Origin of the sequence: Polaribacter sp. (assembly GCF_039939415.1) — a bacterium.
Classification (GTDB): domain Bacteria; phylum Bacteroidota; class Bacteroidia; order Flavobacteriales; family Flavobacteriaceae; genus Polaribacter.
The window spans coordinates 17,520-36,539 of sequence record NZ_JBDVJE010000006.1 but is presented as its reverse complement, the minus strand read 5'-3'; the positions used below and the strand labels follow the sequence as shown (position 1 = coordinate 36,539).

20 protein-coding genes are annotated in these 19,020 nt (G+C 29.2%); 7 read left to right on the top strand and 13 right to left on the bottom strand.

From position 1 onward, the window contains the following. Positions 1–53: 53 nt before the first annotated feature. Positions 54–1,403 (bottom strand): FAD/NAD(P)-binding oxidoreductase, encoded by a 1,350-nt coding sequence (locus ABJG40_RS00575; RefSeq protein WP_348022629.1) that lies wholly within the window; start codon positions 1,401–1,403, stop codon positions 54–56. A 158-nt stretch (positions 1,404–1,561) separates the two neighbouring features. Between ABJG40_RS00575 and ABJG40_RS00570 the strand changes: the two genes are divergently transcribed. The 6 genes from ABJG40_RS00570 (at position 1,562) to ABJG40_RS00545 (ending at position 7,996) form a co-directional block, all read left to right on the top strand. Next, a complete protein-coding gene (locus ABJG40_RS00570) occupies positions 1,562–2,434 on the top strand; it encodes a hypothetical protein (RefSeq protein WP_348022628.1) in 873 nt (290 codons plus the stop codon). Between the two features lie 24 nt (positions 2,435–2,458). Then, on the top strand, positions 2,459–3,463 hold the full coding sequence (locus ABJG40_RS00565; RefSeq protein WP_348022627.1) for a glycoside hydrolase: 1,005 nt from the start codon (positions 2,459–2,461) through the stop codon (positions 3,461–3,463). A gap of 81 nt (positions 3,464–3,544) precedes the next feature. Then, the gene (locus tag ABJG40_RS00560) at positions 3,545–4,378 is read left to right on the top strand and encodes a universal stress protein (protein WP_348022626.1); all 834 of its coding nucleotides are present in this window, start codon (positions 3,545–3,547) and stop codon (positions 4,376–4,378) included. Between the two features lie 8 nt (positions 4,379–4,386). Then, complete coding sequence (locus ABJG40_RS00555) at positions 4,387–5,820, top strand: hypothetical protein (RefSeq protein ID WP_348022625.1); 1,434 nt, start codon at positions 4,387–4,389, stop codon at positions 5,818–5,820. Then, the gene (locus tag ABJG40_RS00550; protein WP_348022624.1) at positions 5,820–7,094 is read left to right on the top strand and encodes an outer membrane protein assembly factor; all 1,275 of its coding nucleotides are present in this window, start codon (positions 5,820–5,822) and stop codon (positions 7,092–7,094) included. The genes ABJG40_RS00555 and ABJG40_RS00550 overlap by 1 nt, the downstream gene beginning before the upstream one ends. A 173-nt stretch (positions 7,095–7,267) precedes the next feature. Then, positions 7,268–7,996 (top strand): metallophosphoesterase family protein, encoded by a 729-nt coding sequence (locus tag ABJG40_RS00545; protein WP_348022623.1) that lies wholly within the window; start codon positions 7,268–7,270, stop codon positions 7,994–7,996. Here the strand turns inward: ABJG40_RS00545 and ABJG40_RS00540 are convergent, their stop codons facing one another. The 11 genes from ABJG40_RS00540 to ABJG40_RS00490 form a co-directional block, all read right to left on the bottom strand. After that, positions 7,997–8,812: a purine-nucleoside phosphorylase gene (locus ABJG40_RS00540; RefSeq protein WP_348022622.1), complete on the bottom strand. Its 816-nt coding sequence runs from the start codon at positions 8,810–8,812 to the stop codon at positions 7,997–7,999. It lies immediately after the preceding gene. Positions 8,813–8,902: 90 nt separating this feature from the next. Then, positions 8,903–9,604 (bottom strand): DM13 domain-containing protein, encoded by a 702-nt coding sequence (locus ABJG40_RS00535; RefSeq protein ID WP_348022621.1) that lies wholly within the window; start codon positions 9,602–9,604, stop codon positions 8,903–8,905. Between the two features lie 6 nt (positions 9,605–9,610). Then, positions 9,611–10,222 (bottom strand): TIGR04282 family arsenosugar biosynthesis glycosyltransferase, encoded by a 612-nt coding sequence (locus tag ABJG40_RS00530; RefSeq protein ID WP_348022620.1) that lies wholly within the window; start codon positions 10,220–10,222, stop codon positions 9,611–9,613. Between the two features lie 186 nt (positions 10,223–10,408). Further along, on the bottom strand, positions 10,409–10,903 hold the full coding sequence (locus ABJG40_RS00525; RefSeq protein WP_348022619.1) for a rhodanese-like domain-containing protein: 495 nt from the start codon (positions 10,901–10,903) through the stop codon (positions 10,409–10,411). 102 nt (positions 10,904–11,005) lie between these two features. Beyond that, positions 11,006–11,974 (bottom strand): arsenosugar biosynthesis arsenite methyltransferase ArsM, encoded by a 969-nt coding sequence (gene arsM, locus ABJG40_RS00520; RefSeq protein ID WP_348022618.1) that lies wholly within the window; start codon positions 11,972–11,974, stop codon positions 11,006–11,008. A gap of 19 nt (positions 11,975–11,993) precedes the next feature. Further along, entirely contained in the window at positions 11,994–12,821 is an 828-nt protein-coding gene (locus tag ABJG40_RS00515) for a metallophosphoesterase family protein (RefSeq protein ID WP_348022617.1), read from the bottom strand. Beyond that, a complete protein-coding gene (locus ABJG40_RS00510; RefSeq protein WP_348022616.1) occupies positions 12,806–14,182 on the bottom strand; it encodes a sodium:solute symporter in 1,377 nt (458 codons plus the stop codon). Before ABJG40_RS00510 ends, ABJG40_RS00515 begins: the two co-directional genes overlap by 16 nt. A gap of 48 nt (positions 14,183–14,230) precedes the next feature. Then, complete coding sequence (arsS, locus tag ABJG40_RS00505) at positions 14,231–15,286, bottom strand: arsenosugar biosynthesis radical SAM (seleno)protein ArsS (RefSeq protein ID WP_348022615.1); 1,056 nt, start codon at positions 15,284–15,286, stop codon at positions 14,231–14,233. Positions 15,287–15,355: 69 nt separating this feature from the next. Then, entirely contained in the window at positions 15,356–15,691 is a 336-nt protein-coding gene (locus tag ABJG40_RS00500) for an arsenosugar biosynthesis-associated peroxidase-like protein (RefSeq protein ID WP_087522060.1), read from the bottom strand. Positions 15,692–15,760: 69 nt separating this feature from the next. Further along, entirely contained in the window at positions 15,761–16,471 is a 711-nt protein-coding gene (locus ABJG40_RS00495; protein ID WP_348022614.1) for a DUF547 domain-containing protein, read from the bottom strand. Between the two features lie 65 nt (positions 16,472–16,536). Then, positions 16,537–17,223: a queuosine precursor transporter gene (locus ABJG40_RS00490; RefSeq protein ID WP_348022613.1), complete on the bottom strand. Its 687-nt coding sequence runs from the start codon at positions 17,221–17,223 to the stop codon at positions 16,537–16,539. Between the two features lie 180 nt (positions 17,224–17,403). Here ABJG40_RS00490 and fabD point away from each other — a divergent pair, with 180 nt between their 5' ends. Further along, on the top strand, positions 17,404–18,291 hold the full coding sequence (fabD, locus tag ABJG40_RS00485) for an ACP S-malonyltransferase (RefSeq protein ID WP_348022612.1): 888 nt from the start codon (positions 17,404–17,406) through the stop codon (positions 18,289–18,291). Between the two features lie 203 nt (positions 18,292–18,494). Here the strand turns inward: fabD and ABJG40_RS00480 are convergent, their stop codons facing one another. After that, a complete protein-coding gene (locus ABJG40_RS00480) occupies positions 18,495–19,004 on the bottom strand; it encodes a hypothetical protein (protein WP_348022611.1) in 510 nt (169 codons plus the stop codon). Positions 19,005–19,020 lie beyond the last annotated feature (16 nt).

The following is a 19,020-nucleotide window of genomic DNA, read 5'->3' as shown; positions in this document are numbered from 1 at the left end:
TTATTATATTAGTTATAAGATTCTAATAAAAAATTAATCTTAGAAGCTGTTTTTTATGATTTTGCAAATATTCGTTTCCAACTTTTCTTTTTTAATTGAATATTGGCGTTATTTTCTGAATTGAATTTTAATAAAATTTCTGCTTCATGAAGTTTGTAAAATTCAGGATCAAAATTAGCATCAGCTAAATATTCTAAAACATGTTCGATTGTTTTATTTTGAGAGAGCCATTTATTAAAAATTTTATGACGCATTCGAATTCCAAAAGTGTTAATTCCTAAAAATTTTCTTGTATTTTTATCAAAAGAAATCGTGATACATTTATTTTCTTTTGGATGTTTCCATTGAAAATAAGTTTCATTCTCTTTTTTATTACGTTCACTAAAAACCCAACCATACGTTTGGTATTCTATATCTAAAAATTTTGCAGAATTAAACCAATGTCCGGGTTTGTAAGCGGTTTTATTACCACAAATGGTTTGCGCAACAGTTTCTCCCATCATTCTACCTGTGTACCAAACAGCTTCTATGTTTCTACGTAAACCAATAGCTTTATGTTGTTCTGCACAATCACCAATAGCGTATACGTCTTTTATATTTGTTTCTAAATATCTATTGACTAATACACCTCTTTTTGTTTCTACCTTAGATTCTTTTATAAAATTGATATTGGGTGTTACTCCCGCAGTTAAACCTACGATATTACAAAATATTTCTTCTCCAGTTTCTTCTAAAATAACAGATTTTACATGTCCATTTTCATCAGATTTAATTTCTCTTAAATTGGTGCTTAAACGTAAGTCTATATGATGTTCTTTGATATGATTATTTATCATTTCAGATTCTTGTGTTGGTAAAACTCCGTTCCAAAAACTTGCTTCACGCACTAAAAAAGTAACTGGTATTTTTCTGCTTCTTAACATTTCTGCCAATTCAATACCAATTAACCCCCCACCAACAATGACTGCTCTTTTACAAGTTTTATTATTAGGAGCATATTTTTCTAGTTTTTCTAAATCTTGTTTATGGTACATGCCCATAACACCTTTTAAATCTTGCCCTGGCCATCCAAATTTATTGGGTTTAGATCCAGTTGCAATAATTAATTGATCGTAAGTAAGGTTTTCTCCATTGGTAAATTCAAGTGTTTTTGTATCTGTATTAATGGTGTTAACAAAATTTTCTTTTAACTCGATGTTATTTTTTTTCCAAAACCAATCTTCATAAGGTTGTGTGTGCTCAAATTTCATGTGTCCCATGTAAATATACATGAGTGCTGTTCTTGAGAAAAAGTATTTGGTTTCTGCAGATACAATTGTTATTTTATTATCAGAATTCTTTCTAATATGTCTAGCAGCTGTTACTCCAGAAATGCCGTTTCCAATGATTACAATGTGGTTCATAGTTAATTGATTGTTGCAAATTATGTCGAAGTTAAAGTTAAGAACTTAATTTTAAAACATAATTTAGAATTGTTTTAAATAACGAATATTTTAAAATTTTGTAAGTTGTTAATAAATCTAAAGACTGATGTTATATCAAAATAAAACCAATCAATAATATGAAACAAATAATATCTAAATTACTCTTTATCTTTATTTTAATGATTACTCTAAATTCTTATGGACAAGAAAATATAGAATCTGATAAAAGTAATATTCAAACATATACACCTTCTAAATTATTAGATAAAGGTCAATGGGATGTAAAGTTTTTTAATAATCTATATACAGAAACAAAAGGTAATTATAATGGAGTAAAAGGAGATAAGTTAAGAGAAAATTATTTTACTTCTACCTTAGATATTTTTACAGGAATTTCTGATACTAATAGATTAAATATTGGTTTATTATTAGAATATAGATCTAATACAAATGGAGGTAAAAGTGCAACATCTGTTTTTGGTTTCGAAGATGATGTAAATTCTAGAAACGGATTGTCTTCTTTTGCACCTGCTTTAAAATGGCAGCCTATAGAAAGTATTGGTAATTTTTCTATTCAATCTGCATTTCATATTCCAATTATTTCAGAAGAATCTGATACAAATGAGGTGTATTTAGATCAAACTGCTTACACTTTTCAAAATAGATTTTTTTATGATTATACATTTAATAGTGGAGATTGGCAATTGTTCACAGAATTGAATACAGAATACAATTTTGGAGATGATACAAGTTTTGCAAATAAAACTTTTGTTTTAGCACCAGGAGTTTTTATGAGTTATTTTCCAAGTGATAAATCTACTATTTTAGGTTTTGTACAACATTATCAAAGATTTGGTGATTTTTCTCAAGATTTTACATCTTTAGGTTTTGGAGGAAAATATCAATTAAATCAAACTTTAAACTTAGAAGTATTGTATAGCAAGTTTGTTAGAGGTAATGAAACAGGGTTAGGACAAAGTTTTAACATTGGTTTAAGAGCATTGTTTTAAGAAAAAACTATTTTTAAGAGATTTATGAAAACAAATAAACTCTTTTACCTATTGCTGTTGCTAGTTCATCTTTCATGTAATAGTCAACAAAAAAAAATAAACGGAATTAGTTTTGTCGCTTCAAGAGACACTATAAATTCTAAAAATATAACACCTGTAATAAAGGCACAAGGCAATTATGTTGCATTGATGCCTTTTGGTTTTATAAGAGAATTGTCTTCTCCAAAAATAATTCATAATACTAAAAGACAATGGTTTGGAGAAACCAAAAGAGGTTTATTACAATACGCTAAAAGTTTTCAACATAAGAATGTTAAAATCATGGTAAAACCTCAAATTTGGGTTTGGAGAGGAGAGTATACAGGTTTTATAGAAATGGATTCTGAAGAAAAATGGAAAGTATTAGAAGATACATATTCAGAATTTATTTTAACCTATGCAAAAGCTGCACAAGATTTAAATGCAGATATTTTATGTATAGGTACAGAGTTAGAAAAATTTGTTTTAAAACGACCAAAATATTGGAAAGAATTAATTGTAAATATTAGAGAAATTTATAAAGGAAAATTAACTTATGCTGCTAATTGGGATGAATTTAAACGAGTTTCTTTTTGGAAAGAAATAGATTATATTGGTATAGATGCATATTTTCCTTTGAGTGATAAAAAAACACCTTCTATTAAAGATTTAGAATTAGGGTGGAAAACGCATAAAGATGAAATTTCTAGAATTCAGAAACAATTTAATAAACCTATTTTATTTACAGAGTTTGGTTACAGAAGTGTAGATTTTACAGGTAAAGAACCATGGAAATTTGATAGAGATTTAGGAGATGTAAATCTAAAAGCCCAAGTAAATGGCTTACAAGCAATTCACAATCAATTCTGGAAGGAAGATTGGTTTGCTGGTGGTTTTTTATGGAAATGGTTTGATAAACATGAAAAAGTTGGAGGATTAAAAAACCATATGTTTACCGTACAAAATAAACCTGCAGAAGAGTTGTTAAAAAAACTTTATAGACAGAAATAGATTTTTTAAATATGACGAATATCCTATAAATTAGTAACTTTAGTACTTAAATTTGTTATTATAAATAATTAAATCGCAAAAATGAAAAAAATAATTGTTCCAGTAGATTTTTCTAAACATTCTGAATATGCATTAAAAACAGCTGCTTTATTAGCAGAGAAATACAATGCAACTGTTTATGCACTTCATATGCTAGATATACAAGAAGTTTCTTTAACAGAAAGTCAAATCAATCAGCAAGAAAAAGCAATGTTTTTCCTAAAATTAGCAGAACAAAGATTTAAAGATTTTTTAGTAAAAGACTATTTAGAAGGTATTAAAATTGTACCTATTATTAAGCATTATAAAGTGTTTAGTGAAGTAAATGCTATTGCCAAAGAAGTAGATGCAGATTTAATAGTTATGGGGTCTCATGGAGCAAGTGGTTTAAAAGAATTTTTTGTAGGTTCTAATACAGAAAAAGTGGTTAGGTATGCAGAGTTACCTGTATTAGTTATAAAAAATGAAATGGTAAATGTAGATTTTTCTGATATTGTTGTAGCTACAGATTTTTCTGAAGAAAGCATACCAGCATTTAAAAAGGTGCTAAAATCATTAGCATTTTTAAATGCCCAAAAACACCTATTATATGTAAACTTACCGAATGAGGATTTTAAAACAACTTCAGAAATGGAAACAATGGCTATCGACTTTTTAATGAAAGTAGAAGGAGATACTTCTAGGTTAATTAATGTTAATTATGTTTGCGATAGATCTATTGAAAAAGGTATACTTAATTTTTCGAATGCAGTTGGGGCAGATTTAATTTCTGTAATAACTCATGGTAGAAGAGGATTATCTCATATTTTTGCAGGTAGTGTAGCAGAAGATTTAACAAATCATTCTACCTTGCCAATTATGACTTTAAAAATTTAAACACTTAGATGACTTTTAAAAATTATTTGATAGCAGTTTTTGTAACTTTTTTTCTCTTCTCTTGTTCAGAAGATAATGATGTTACAGTTCCAAGAAATTTACAAGAGTACATAGATGCATCATCTTCTGACGATTTAGGAGAAGTTATAGCTTGTGCAGCAAGTGCTGATGGAAGTACAAGTTTATCTTATATTTTTTATTATCCAGTTGAAGGAGCAACAGATATTAGATATTATGAGGCTGATAGTTTAGATGTAGATCAAACTGATTTATCTAAATATAGAAGACAAATATTAACAGTAACAGATGTTTTTGGAGGAAAATTACAACGATTTTCTAGATCAAGTTCAGATGAAAATTGGTGTTTGGTTACTTATATGTTAGATGGAAAATTGCATAAATCTAATATAATTCGTTTAAAAAATGCAACAAATCCAACTGGTTGGACAGATGTTGTAGATATTGATTACAAAAGTACTTTAGAACCTAATTTTACTTGGTCAGATTTCGGAATTTCAGACAATAAAATTTATTTTCAAGTCATCTCAGAAAGTGAAGATGACACTTTTTTATCAGGAACTTATACAGAAAATACATATTTTGAATACACAGATGATTTTTACAATGATGATACTAAAGTGGTTTTAAATATTAATGATGATGATGAAACGTTAGAAGATTTAGTAGAAGATACAGAATATCTATTTACAATGATGGCTGTTAGTGAAGATAATTGGGTTAATACAGTTATTCAAGAAACATTTATTCCAAGAAGTTTAGAAGAGTATTTAGAAGACAATTCAGAAAAAACAATTGAAACAGTGTTTGCTTTTGCAGGTAGTAAAGAAGAATCTGAAGACGAAACATATATTTATTATTACCCTTTTACAGGAGCTTCAGACATGAGGTATTATGAAACTGATAATACTTCTGTAGTTGAAACAGATTTTTCGAATTATAGAAGAAAAGACCTTACAGATGAAGCTGTTTATGGAGGTAAATTAAGAAGGTATTCTAGAACAGATAGTGAAGAGAGTTGGTGTATTGTAACCTATGTTATTGGAGATATTTTGTATAAATCGAATCCAATAAAAATTAAAATAGATGAAAGCCCAACAGAATGGGCTTCAGAAGAAGATGATTTATTAACGATAGACCCATCAGAAAGATTAAAACCAATATTTACTTGGATAGATAGTTCTACAGGAGAAAATGTAGAATATTTACAAGTATTTACAGATAGTGATAATGATTTTGTTTCTGGAACATTTACTACCGATAAAACATTTCAATATTACGATTCTTCAAATGTAATTTCAACTATAAATTTAGAAACGCCACCAGATTTGGTTTTAAATGATGAATATAATTTTACGGTTTTTGGTTTAAGTTCTAATAATTGGGTAAATTTGGTCATTCAAGAATCATTTATAGCAGAATAGTGAATTTAAAGTATCTTATTTTTTTTCTTTTATTATCTTTATCAACCCTTGTTTTTTCACAAGAAAAAATAATTCTAGATGTTAAGATTAAAGGAACAGAAAAAATAAATAAATCATTTGTTTTTAAACTTTTAGAAACAAAGAAAGGAAATATTTTAGACTCGTTAACCATAGAGAAAGACATAATACTTTTAAAAAGATTGCCTGCTGTTAGTCATGTCTATTATCAAGTATTTCATTCTCACGGAAATAAATACAATGTCTTTATAAATGTTGAAGAGAATTATACAATCATACCAGAAGTTAATATCTGGACTACCACCAATCACAAGTTTTCATATAAATTAGGTTTGTACGACTATAATTTTTTAGGAAGCAACATTACTTTAGGTGGTTTTTATCAAAATAATGGTTTTGATTCTTATGGTATTAACTTTAAAGCACCCAATTTGTTTTCTAAGAAATGGGGTTTAGCCGCTAATCATCAAAATTGGAAAAGTGAAGAACCTCTTTATTTTGGAGATAAAACAGCAAATTATTTATATAATAATGTTTCATTTGAGGTTTTAGGTTTGTATCAAATAAACCTTAAAAATCAATTAAATTTTGGTGTAAATTTCTTCAATGAAAAATACCAATATTTATCTGGTGCAACAGATCCATCAGTTCCACAAAACTTAGATTTAGACAAAACATTATTAAAGTTGTTGTATATATATGATGATTTAGATTATCATTTTCAATATATAAACGGCTTTAAAAGTGTTTTATATACACAGTTTGTAACTTCAAACAATCCTTTTCAGAAAGATTTTTTTATTACTTGGAATGATTTTTTCTATTATAAAAGAATAGCAGATAAAGGCAATTGGGCAAACAGAATTCGTTTTGGTTTGTCATCTAACGAGCAAACTCCATTTGCACCTTTTGCTTTAGATAACAACGTAAATTTGCGAGGAGTAGGTATTTTAGTAGATAGAGGAACAGGTAGTTTAGTATGGAATACAGAATACAGACACACCATTTTAGACAAAGATTGGTTAGCAATTCAAACCAATTTATTCTCAGATATTGGGTCTTGGAGAAATCCAGGAGGTGAATTAAATGATTTTTTTGAAAGTAAAAATCTAATGGTTTATTCTGGTTTTGGCTTACGTTTTATTAGTAAAAAAATATACAATGCCACTTTTAGAGTCGATTACGGATTTAGACTTTCTAACAATCCAAATCAATCTAAAGGAGGATTGGTTTTTGGTATTGGTCAATATTTTTAATAAATTTATTTGGGCGTTTTAACGGGCTTTCCATTATATCTTTTTATTTAAAAAAAAATAAAAAGGATGCCATTTCAATCCCTAACGCAATTGAGTGTTTATCATCAAAAAGTTTCATAAATTATTTTTTGTCTGTTTAAAAACTAATAGTTTTGTCTTAAAATAAAATAAAGATGAGAACTTTTGCAATTGGAGATATTCATGGAGGCTTAAAAGCTTTAATTCAAGTTTTAAATAAACTAGAACTAAAAGAAGAAGACAAAATCATTTTTATGGGAGATTATGTAGATGGTTGGAGTGAGTCTGCACAAGTTGTTCAATTTTTATTAGAATTATCTCAAAAATTCAAATGTGTTTTTATCAAAGGAAATCATGATGTATGGTGTCAGAATTGGTTAAAAAATCATAATGACGTAAATCCATCTTGGTATATACATGGAGGTAAAGAAACCATAGAAAGTTATCAAGCATTTTCTGAAGAAGAAAAAAAGCAACATCTTATCTTTTTCGAAAACTTACCATTATTTCATATAGATGAGGATAATAGATTGTTTTTACATGCTGGTTTTACTTCTTTGCATGGAGTAAAAAAAGAAAAGCATCAAGAATATTTTTATTTAGACAGGTCTTTATGGGAAATGGCTTTGGCAATGAATAGAAACTTGAAAAGAAGTTCTATGTATTATCCAAAGAGATTAAAATTGTATACAGAGATTTTTATTGGTCATACACCAACTACAAATTATGAAAAGAATTTTCCTGTTAATATAGAAAATCTATGGAATATAGATACAGGTGCTGCTTTTACGGGTAGAGTTACTGCAATAAATGTTGTTACAAAAGAATTTGTACAAAGTGATAATTTACCAGGTTTATATCCAGATGAAAAAGGGAGAAATTAATTAAATAATCTTAATAACTTCCTTAAAAAGTGTAATCATTTTTGGTTCTGCTTTACCAGCAATTGCAATAATTTCTGCAATATCTACAGGTTGTAAGTTTTTAGGATCACATTCATCTGTTAAAACAGAAATTGCTGCACAAGGCAAGTTTAGTTGTTTGGCAACTATAACTTCAGGCACAGTACTCATACCAACAGCATCTGTTTCAAAAATTTGTAACATTCTGTATTCTGCTCTTGTTTCTAGTTGAGGTCCTAAAACACTTGTATAAACACCTTTATGTAATAAGATGTTTTGATCTTTAGCAATAGTTGTGATTTTTGCGTTTAATTCTTTAGAATATGGCTCTAACATATCTACAAAAATATTACCAAACTTATTAGCGCCTTGAAAAGCTAAAGGAGAAGTTCCTTGTAAATTAATATGATCTTCAATCAGCATTAAATCACCTTTTTTATAAGAAAGGTTAATGGCTCCTGCAGCGTTAGAAATCAATAAGTTTTTAATACCTAAACCATGTAAAGTTCTAATTCCGTAAGTAACTTCCCAAGCATTGTAACCTTCGTATAAATGAAAACGACCAGACATTACCAATACTTTTTTTTCAGATAATTCTCCGTAAATTAATTTACCAGAATGAAACTCTACAGTTGCAACAGGAAAGTTTGGAATTTCTGAATACGCAATTTCTTTTTCAATTGAAATTTCATCAACTAGTTTTCCTAAACCAGTTCCTAATACAATTCCTATTTCTGGATTTGTAATTCCATTTGATTTTAAAAAATCGATAGTTTCTGTAAGTTGTTGCTGCTTCATTTGTCTTTCATTTGTCATTGCGAAAGAGGTACGAATGAAGTAATCTCTTTATTTATAGAGAGATTGCTTCGTGCCTCGCAATGACGATTTTTAATTAATGACTAGTTTCTGTGTTTTAGATTTCTCACCAACCGTTGTTTTAACAATGTAAATTCCTTTATTAAAAGAAGATATATCAATGGTTTTTTCTGTTATTTTAGATTGATGAAAAACTTGTTTTCCTAGAATGGTAAAAATACGAATTTCAGCAGAAATAGAAGTTGGATTTGAAAAATGAATTTTATCTTTTGTAGGATTTGGATAGAAACTAATTTTAGATAAAAAAGTATCTTCTACAGATAAAACAGAGCAACTATCGCTATTGAATGGAGTTATAGAACCAAAATCCCAAAAAGCATTAAATTGCAAACAATAAAAGAAAATCGTGTCAAATTTTGTGATGTCTTTACCTTCAGGAATCACAGTTGTAAAGGTTTGTGATCCACTAGGGTTAATTATTCCGAATTGAAAATTATCTAAATTAGTAATTAAAGAATTTTTTATTTCGGCATTCGTTTTTCCTTCGGAATTTACAAAGTAAGCTCTTACATCTGGCCCTGAAGCTGTACTGAAATTACTTCCTAAATTTAAAGTAACTGTATTATTGGTGTTTAAAGTAATTGTTACATCACCTGTAATATTATAGGAAGCAGTAGCTGTATTGTTGCCAAAATTTGTTCCATTTTCTGAACACTGAGCATTTAATTGAATAAGAGAAAAAGTGAAAAGTAACTTAAGTAATGTTGTTTTCATGTAAAATTATTTAGAGTTTATAAACGTTGACATAATTTCGGGAATATTTAAAATATCCTCATATACATCTATGTCGTTTTTAAACGCTAATAATTTCACTTTTTTATCTTTTAAATCAGATAAAGTATCTTTTCTAACCGTTTCTGTTCCCCAATTTTTATTTTTGAAGATTTTATTCTGTAAAGAATTCATTCCTAATAAATAATAACCTCCATCTTCTGCTGGTCCAATAACCAAATCATTATTGTTTAACTCATCAAAAGCAGTTTCTATATTTTCTGATGTTAAATCATATAAATCACTACCAATAATCATCACTTTTTCATAACCAGCTTCAAAACTATCTTTAAAAGCATTTAGCATTCTTAACCCTAAATCCTCACCAACTTGTTGATGTTTCTGATAAATAGATGAATCCCAAATATCATTTTCTCTAATTTTTACTGAATAATAGACAGCTTTGTCAGATGAAACTTTTGAAGATATCTCTCTGGTTTTTTCTAATAAAAACTTATAAATTTCTAAAGCAGTTTCATCACCAACTGTTTTTGCTAAACGAGTTTTTGCTTTTCCAAGTTCTGGGTTTCTAGTGAAGATTAAAAGTAGATTCTTAGGCATTTTTTATTTTTCTGTCATTTCGACCTTGTGGAGAAATCTATGCTATTGAAAAGAGATTTTTCGATTACATTTTATTGCTTCGCAAGCTACTTTCAACAAAAATATATTTTGTTTTAGTAATGCTCAAAATGATATTTGTGCTTTTTAATTGTATTGGTACTGAAAACTGTAACTACTTACTGCAAACTATTTTTTTTCATAAACCTTCTTTCCTTTTTTCAGCCATTTACTCCAATCTTTATTAAAAGTATGTACTTTTTCGGTGTTGCTTCCTAAAGTATCAATAACTTGATAATCATTATTTTTCCACTCGAAAATTCCTCCATATAAATTAAAAACATTGGTGTAACCTTCTTTAATAAGTTTGTCTGCAACAATTTCAGAACGAATCCCTAAAGAACAATACACCACAATTTTAGCGTTTTTGTCTTTTGGCAGTTTCGCTATAGTTTGTGCTACTTCAAAATGATCAAAACCAACAAGAATTGCATCTTCTAAATGACTTACTTTATATTCTTTTTCTTCTCTTGAATCTAATAAAATAGCTTTTGTTGAAGCTAAACTATCAACAGAAATGTAAGGAACATTATTCTTATTGAATTTATTTAACAGTTTATCCAGTTTCTTTTGACCAAAAGAAACTGAACTTATCAGCATAAAAAGTAAAAGTATTTTTTTCATTATTAAGACTCTTTTATAGTTCTGTCATTACGAGGAAGAATGACGAAGTAATCCCTTTTTTAATAAAAAGATTGCTTCGTGCCTCGCAATGACTTTAATTTACTAGCAACACCCTCCACCATCATAATGAAAAGTAGATTCTGATATAAAAATATCATCTCTACCCAAAGCTGCAATTTGACCTGCAGTTTTATCACAAATAGCTAAAGGTTGGTTTTTTAATAAAACATGACCAGCATTGTCATCAAAATAATCTTCATCACCATAATAAATAGCTGCTCTTCCTGTAAAAATACAAGGTCCATCAGCTGGCATTGGATCTTTAATTGCAGCAACTTCGATAGATTCTATATAGATTAATTCGTCTGTTGGATAATTTTTAGGATCTAAGATTCTGTAAGGCTTTCTAGCTCTAATTTCAATCGTTCCAAAACCAGCATCTGTTAATGCTTTTACATACTCTGAAATCGATAAACTTCCGCTTAAACACAAAGCACGTAAACGTTCGTCATTACGCAATTCATCATTCATTGGTTGCTCACAAGTAGGATCACTCATCACTAATTTTCCATGAGGTTTTAAAACCCTGTACATTTCTTCAATTGCTTTTTTTAAATCATCAGATTTAAAAATATTGAACAAACAGTTTTGAGCAGCAACGTCAATAGAATTACTTTCTACTGGTAAATCCATTGCATCACCTTTGCGTAAATCCACAAAATCAGATTTAAACCAATCATTTTGTTCTTCTGCTTCTTTAAAGTTTTTTGCAGATGCTTCTAACATTTCGTCAACAACATCTAAACCAATTACTCCACCTTTATTTCTGTTGAAATATGCAAATTGAAGCAACTCCATTCCGCCACCAACACCAACGTATAACATTTTAGGATTGTTGGTTAAATCTCTAGCATGCACTGTAGAACCACAACCGTAATTCATTTCTTGCATAATTCTAGGAATCTTTAAACCTGGTAATTCCCAAATAGGATTTGTAGTACAGCACAAGCCAACATCTGGAGTTAAAGCTGCTTCTTTATATACATTATGTGTAGTTTCTAAATAACTCATATTCTTATATTTTTTTATATTAAAGTTGAATTCCAAATCCTTGTAAACCTGTTTCAATAGGAGGTAAGATTTCTGTATTATCCCAAATTCCTGTAGCAATGGTTCTAGAATATTCTTCTGGAAGCAAACTGTTTTGCATTAACTTACTCGTTAGTTTATAATTATATTTTAACGTGTAATGTGTAAAGTTAAAGGTTTCTTTTGAATCGTCTAAAATTGCATACCAAACATTTGGAGTTCCATCATTTGCAGGCATACCAATAACACCTGGATTTAGCCAAAGTTGTTCTTTTTCTTGATGATAAAAAGGCAAGCCACAATGACCAGCAATAATAACATCACTATTTGTAGCTTCGAAATTAGGATTTTTTATTGCCCAATCTGTTGATTTAAATATAAATTCTGAGACATTAAAAGAAGAACCATGTACAACAGTTACTTTCTGTTTAGCGTATTCAAAATTAATATTATTGGGTAATGTTTTTAGAAAGTCTAAAGAATTTTCAGACAATTTACTTTGTGCATACGGATACCAAAGTTGAGAAAAACCATCGCAACGGGAACCCTCTCTAAATTCACAACCACAATCTTTTGCATTTTCTCTTAATTGAATTTCTACATTACCAACAATACTTTTTGCGCCCCACAATTTAAATAATTGTACCGTTTCTTCTGGTTGTGCACAGTAGCCAACAATATCTCCAGTACAAAAACAATTTTCTGGATTAATATTTTCTTTTTCGGCAATTTGTTTTAAAGCTTCTAAAGCTTGTAAATTGCTGTAAACTCCACCAAAAAGTAAAGTTTTTCCTGATATTTTACCTAAATCTGTTATTTTTTGATCCATTTCGGAATAAAATATAAAATGTTACAACTTAAAATTCCCCAAACATTTACCCAAAGTAAATCAGCATATTTTCCTTTTGTAAAAATAAGCGACTCTGGAAATGATTTTAATACTAATAATAGTCCAAAAAATACACCACAAATTACAGGTAAATAAAAACTAATTTTGGGTACTTTTACTTTCCAGAATATAAAGACAGGAGTGAGGCCAATAACCATAGTTCCTGAGATGGTAGTTGCAGATAAAATTTCAGCATTTAAAAACACCGGAATTGTTCCTAGAACGGCAACGATAATCATAGTAATTCTTCCAAATGAAACTGATTTTCCTAAATTTAAATCTACCGCTAATAATTTGGAAAAAGATGAAAAAGTAGAGTCTAAAGTTGAGGCAGCTGAGGTAATCATAATGAAGTTGATTACTAGTAATATAACAACTCCCAAAGCTTTTCCAACTTCTACAGCTGCTTGTCCTTGCATTCCTTTTGTTTCTGCATACACACCAATGATGCTAAAAAGGATAATACAAATTGCACCTAAAACACTTGCCCATAAAAAACTTTTCCTGGTTACTTTTGGTGAAGAAATAAAACCTCTATCTGTTAAAACAGGATCGTGAAAAGGATAACTAAAAGATTGAATAATTGCAGCGAAAAACAGGTTTAAACCCAACTCGAAACTCCAAGTTCCTGAAGTAACTATTTGTTCTGTAGAAAAATTATCCGCAGAAAAAATGGTAGCTAAAATGATGCCTAATAAAACAGAAAATAATACCATTTGTATGACGTCTGTAAAAATAGAACTACTCAATCCGCCTTTTAAAGCATAGGATAATGTTAACAAAGTAAAAACGATAATTGCCAAATAATAACCGCTTGTTCCTTGAGTGCCAAAGTAACTACCAATAACCATAGTGTTGCTCCAAACTTCATTAAAAAGACGAAAAGCAATCAATATAGAAAAGATAGCCATGGCATTTTTACCAAACTTAGATATCAAAAAGTGATGAATACTTTTAAAGTTTCCTTTGGTTCTTAATTGATAAATAATAATACCTGCAACCGCAAAAGAAAGGTAATAACCAGCATAAGCAATACCGCCAACAATACCAAAAGACAAGCCTAAATTTGCTGCATTGGTAATGCTTTTTGCAAAAATCCAGGAGATAATTAAGCTACCCGTTAATACCAAGGTATTGGGTGCATTCTTTTTGTGTACAGCTTTAAAAAACTCATCTGTGTTTTTTGTAAGTGGCGATAAAAAGAACAAGATTAAACTTGAGCTAATTATTAAAATCCATTGCCAATGTGTAACACTAAAATTCGAAGTTAATATTTCTAAAAAGATAGCGTTTTCAATCATATTTTATTAATAGTTTAATTGCATTTAAACGTTTAAAAAAACGAGTTTTTATGCAACAACTCCTTGGCAACTGCTTCCTGCTCCAGCAGTACAGCCATAACAATGTTGATTGATAATGATGTTTCTATTTTGTAGTAACTCTTCGTTATATTCTGAAATGTGTTTTACTTTAGAGTTTACTTTTAAGTTTAACATCTGGTTGAAGTCGCAATCGTATAAATTTCCGTCCCAACTTACAGAAAGTGTATTTGTACACATTACATTTTCTACAGCAGCAGGATTATAAGCTTCTACCAAATTATACATATAATCTTCGTAGTTTTCTGATGCAATTAAATAATCTAAGAATCGGCTAATTGGTAAATTTGTAATGGCAAATAAATTATGAAAATCGATATCAAAATCTGTTTTTAACGCTTTTTTAAAATCATTTTCTAATGCCATTTGATCTCCAGGTAAAAAAGCACCAGAAGGATTGTAAACCAAATCTAATTTTAAATCAGAACTTGGCATTCCGTAACCAACTGCATTTAATTCTTGTAAAGCTTTTATCGATTTATCAAAAACTCCATCTCCACGTTGTTTGTCTGTTTTTCCACGAGTCCAATGTGGCATTGACGAAACTACATGTACATTATGTTTTTTGAAGAATTCTGGCAAATCATAATATTTTTTATTGGCTCTAATAATTGTTAAATTAGAACGCACAATAAAATCTTTAATTCCTGCTTTTGATGCTTCTTCTACAAACCATCTAAAATTAGGATTCATTTCTGGAGCGCCACCTGTTAAGTCTAACGTATGTGCTTCTGTTTTTTTGATAACGTCTAAACACTCATTCATCGTTTCCAATGTCATGATTTCTTTTCTATCCGGACCAGCGTCTACATGACAATGTTCACAAACTTGATTACACATATAACCCAAGTTTATTTGTAGAATTTCTAGTTTTTTAGGACGTAAAGGAAACTGATTAGTTTCTTTAATTTTAGCAGCAAAAGTGGGTAATTCTCCATTTTCAAAAATTCCTTCAGAAAGAATTTCCATCTGACGAGAAGTATTTGCAATGTCGTTATTTCTTGCTTTTAGCGATTTTGTAGCCATTTTATAAGTTTACAGTCTCAGTTTACAGTAGACACTTAACTGAATAGTGCTACTGAATACTGTTAACTATTATCCGTCAAGTTTGTTTACCTTATTCATCATTTGAACTCCATGAACCAAAGTTGCACCACTTTTAATTGCAGCACCAACATGAATTGCTTCCATCATTTGTTCTTTAGTAATTCCACGTTGTAAAGTGTCTTTTGTATATGCGTCTATACAATAAGGACATTGTTCTGTATGTGCAACAGCCAAAGCGATTAAAGATTTTTCACGAGCAGTTAAAGCGCCTTCTTCAAATACTTTTCCATAGTAGTCAAAAAACTTGTTTCCAAGTTCTTCATTCCATTCTGTTATTTTACCGAATTTTCTTAAATCGGCAGCATCATAATAGTTTTTTGACATAAATTAATGTAATTTTTTAAAGATTAAATATACAATTTGTTTTTAAAAAAAATACCTAAAGTAACTGTGTTACTTTCCGTTTAAAGTCCAATCGTATTTTAGAAAACTAATTTTAGCTTTCGAGCTAATTTCAGTATCAGAATATTTATTTAAAAAGTCGATTATAGAACCATTTTTTGTGAAGTCATCTTTAAACCAATCGAAGATTGAAGAAATTTGAACCTTCTTCTTAGAAAGTTTATTTCTTGATGAATCGTTCACAAAATCTTTCATTAAACGCGTTAATTCTGCTTCTACGTTTTGTTCTGTAAAAGCAGTGTTTCCTAATTTAGGACAAGAACCTGAAGCGCAATTTACACCAACGTGAATTTTAGGATCAGAAAAGTCTTTACGCAAAATTTGATGTTCAATATGATCTAACGTATATGTTTTTCCGCCAACTTTAGCAAAAGGAATTTTCCAAGCAGTTTTTCCTTCTTCTTTAATATCCATAATACTTTTTAGAGGATAATTCCCTAAAATTAATTTGATTGTATATGCATTGTAAGCATTAATCCAAAATGCTTTTTGTTTGTTTTCTGACCAAGAACTTGCTGGTGATGTTTTTTCTAAATAAGAAATAAAATCATCTAATTTGGTTTCATTTGTTTTGAAAGATTTGTAATCTACAATTCCGTCTTTTGTAACGTGTTTTTGAAGTAACTCGTTAAATATAGAAGTTTGTGAATAACCTTGCGAAAAAGTAAGTAATATTATAAGTGATAAAAGTATTTTTTTCATTTTATATTGTTTTCTAACTTTTTAGACGAATGCTTTTTTAATTAATTACAAAAAATCTATTTAAATTAATTCGTGATTTCTTCATTGATTTTTAAGTTGAATTTTCTTCTAAATAAATACACAACTCCGTATAAAATAGGAGTGTCTAAAGCTGCAATAATTACTTTAAAAAGGAAGCCACTTATTAAAAGGCTTGTAAAAATATTCCATGGTAAAATTTTAAAAGAAGATAGTAAAAAGAGAACTGTAAATGTGTCTATAAATTGTGATAGAAATGTTGAGAAATTATTTCTTAACCATAAATGTTTTCCTTTTGTGAGGTTTTTCCAGAAATGAAATATTTTTATATCAATAAATTGTGCGAATAGATAGGCAATCATTGATGCAAAAACAGCTAAAGGTGATAAACCAAAAACTTGATGAAAAATTTTGTCGTTAATTGGTGAATTCTCTATTGCCGGAGCAAAATCTGCCACTAAAATAATAAACATCGAAAAAAAGGAAGCAAAAATCCCTGCAATAACAACTTGATTTGCTTTTTTCTTTCCATAGATTTCTGATAAAATATCTGTAATTAGAAATGTAATAGGATACGGTAAAATTCCGACAGAAATTTCAAAACGATACAAACCAAAAGGTTCCCAATAGAAAAACTTTTGAAAAATTAGATTTGAAGCGACCAAAGAAGCAATAAATAAAGCTGCAAGAATTAAATAGATGTTGTTGGCTAATTGTTTGTCTTTAATTGTCATAAAGCGAAGTTAATAAATATTCTATCAGTACAGGTAATCTATAAGTTTGCAAACAAGTTTAGCCCTGATTGAAACGGCATCCTTTTTGTTTTTTACAAAAAGATATAGTGGAAAGCAGGAAATAGCTTCCAATAAAATTGATTATTTTTGCCGAAACAAACAACAATTAAATACAATTAAATGAAAGCATATATTTTTCCGGGTCAAGGAGCGCAATTTACAGGAATGGGATTGGATTTATACGAAAAATCTGCCTTAGCGCAAGAATACTTTGAAAAAGCAAACAGTATTTTAGGGTTTTCTATAACAGATATTATGTTTGAAGGAACTGCTGAACAGTTAAAAGAAACAAAAGTTACGCAACCTGCAATATTTTTACATTCTGTAATTTTAGCGAAAGTTTTAGGTGATGATTTTAAACCAGAAATGGTTGCAGGACACTCTTTAGGAGAATTATCTGCATTGGTTGCAAATGGAGTATTAACTTTTGAAGATGGATTAAAGTTAGTTTCTAAACGTGCTTTGGCAATGCAAAAAGCATGTGAAGCTGCACCTTCTACAATGGCTGCAGTTTTAGGTTTAGCAGACAATATTGTTGAAGAAACGTGTGCTGAAATTGATGGAATTGTGGTTGCTGCAAATTACAACTGCCCTGGTCAATTAGTAATATCTGGTGAAATTGCTGCTGTTGAAAAAGCGTGTGAGGTTTTAACTGAAAAAGGAGCAAGAAGAGCTTTATTATTACCTGTTGGTGGCGCATTTCATTCACCAATGATGGAACCTGCAAGAGAAGAATTAGCTGCTGCAATTGAAGAAACTGAATTTAGTAAACCAACGTGTGCAGTGTATCAAAATGTAGTTGCAAAAGCAGTTACAAATCCTGATGAAATTAAAGAAAACTTAATAGCTCAATTAACTGCGCCTGTAAAATGGACACAATGTGTACAGTCTATGATTACTGATGGTGGAACTGAATTTATTGAAGTTGGACCTGGTAAAGTGTTACAAGGTTTAATGCGTAAAATAGATAGATCTGTTGCAGCTAGTGGAGCAAGTTTATCTGAATAAATTTTAAACAAATTATTTGAGATATTAAAAAAACGAACTTTTAAAGGTTCGTTTTTTTATGGGAAATTTTGTGGTTTCGTTCATGTGTTTCTGTTATTGAAAGTTACATGGTTAAGCAACTAATTTAGCAAATAAAGACCGAACAGAAAATCTGGAAGGATTTTGTAAGCAGGCTATAATTAACAATAAATTATAAAAGTGTGTTACACACTTTTTTGTATTATTTTCTGCATTATTTCTTTAGGTTGACTCCAGTTTAATTGTTTGAAAGGTGTCAAATTCAATTTCTCTGTTAATTCTCGAATCACAGAAGAATTAAAAATTTCATATTCGTATTTAAGGTAATCTATTTTTGAAATATTATAGTTAATAATTCCAGTCATTTTTTTATCGTTATCAGTGGAGTAGAATTTTAACTCACCAACATTGTCAACAAGAAATTCTGCATCGATCTTAATTTTTTCAAAATCTAATTGTGCGTAAAAACTTTCAAGGAACAATAAATGAATTTTATCTAATTCAGTAGTTGAAAATCTAGGAATTATAACAGAATAGAAACTTTTTGAATTAACAAAAATTAAACATTTTTTTCTAGCAATATATAATACAGAAGCATTCCATTTTCCAAAAATATTTTCAATATCTAAAGCTCTATTTTCAATTCTTTTTTTTATTAATTTTTCTAGTTTTTTTGTTGTAAATATTTCTGTCATTAGCTTGTGTGTAATT

Coding starts and splice junctions, on each gene's coding strand:
- ABJG40_RS00555 (WP_348022625.1), top strand. CDS start 4,387: ATGACTTTTAAAAATTATTTGATAGCAGTTTTTGTAACTTTTTTTCTC.
- ABJG40_RS00530 (WP_348022620.1), bottom strand. CDS start 10,222: ATGCCTAAGAATCTACTTTTAATCTTCACTAGAAACCCAGAACTTGGA.
- ABJG40_RS00500 (WP_087522060.1), bottom strand. CDS start 15,691: ATGTCAAAAAACTATTATGATGCTGCCGATTTAAGAAAATTCGGTAAA.
- ABJG40_RS00535 (WP_348022621.1), bottom strand. CDS start 9,604: ATGAAAACAACATTACTTAAGTTACTTTTCACTTTTTCTCTTATTCAA.
- ABJG40_RS00515 (WP_348022617.1), bottom strand. CDS start 12,821: ATGGATCAAAAAATAACAGATTTAGGTAAAATATCAGGAAAAACTTTA.
- arsS (WP_348022615.1), bottom strand. CDS start 15,286: ATGGCTACAAAATCGCTAAAAGCAAGAAATAACGACATTGCAAATACT.
- ABJG40_RS00560 (WP_348022626.1), top strand. CDS start 3,545: ATGAAAAAAATAATTGTTCCAGTAGATTTTTCTAAACATTCTGAATAT.
- ABJG40_RS00480 (WP_348022611.1), bottom strand. CDS start 19,004: ATGACAGAAATATTTACAACAAAAAAACTAGAAAAATTAATAAAAAAA.
- fabD (WP_348022612.1), top strand. CDS start 17,404: ATGAAAGCATATATTTTTCCGGGTCAAGGAGCGCAATTTACAGGAATG.
- ABJG40_RS00525 (WP_348022619.1), bottom strand. CDS start 10,903: ATGAAAAAAATACTTTTACTTTTTATGCTGATAAGTTCAGTTTCTTTT.
- ABJG40_RS00575 (WP_348022629.1), bottom strand. CDS start 1,403: ATGAACCACATTGTAATCATTGGAAACGGCATTTCTGGAGTAACAGCT.
- ABJG40_RS00545 (WP_348022623.1), top strand. CDS start 7,268: ATGAGAACTTTTGCAATTGGAGATATTCATGGAGGCTTAAAAGCTTTA.
- arsM (WP_348022618.1), bottom strand. CDS start 11,974: ATGAGTTATTTAGAAACTACACATAATGTATATAAAGAAGCAGCTTTA.
- ABJG40_RS00510 (WP_348022616.1), bottom strand. CDS start 14,182: ATGATTGAAAACGCTATCTTTTTAGAAATATTAACTTCGAATTTTAGT.
- ABJG40_RS00540 (WP_348022622.1), bottom strand. CDS start 8,812: ATGAAGCAGCAACAACTTACAGAAACTATCGATTTTTTAAAATCAAAT.
- ABJG40_RS00495 (WP_348022614.1), bottom strand. CDS start 16,471: ATGAAAAAAATACTTTTATCACTTATAATATTACTTACTTTTTCGCAA.
- ABJG40_RS00490 (WP_348022613.1), bottom strand. CDS start 17,223: ATGACAATTAAAGACAAACAATTAGCCAACAACATCTATTTAATTCTT.
- ABJG40_RS00570 (WP_348022628.1), top strand. CDS start 1,562: ATGAAACAAATAATATCTAAATTACTCTTTATCTTTATTTTAATGATT.
- ABJG40_RS00565 (WP_348022627.1), top strand. CDS start 2,459: ATGAAAACAAATAAACTCTTTTACCTATTGCTGTTGCTAGTTCATCTT.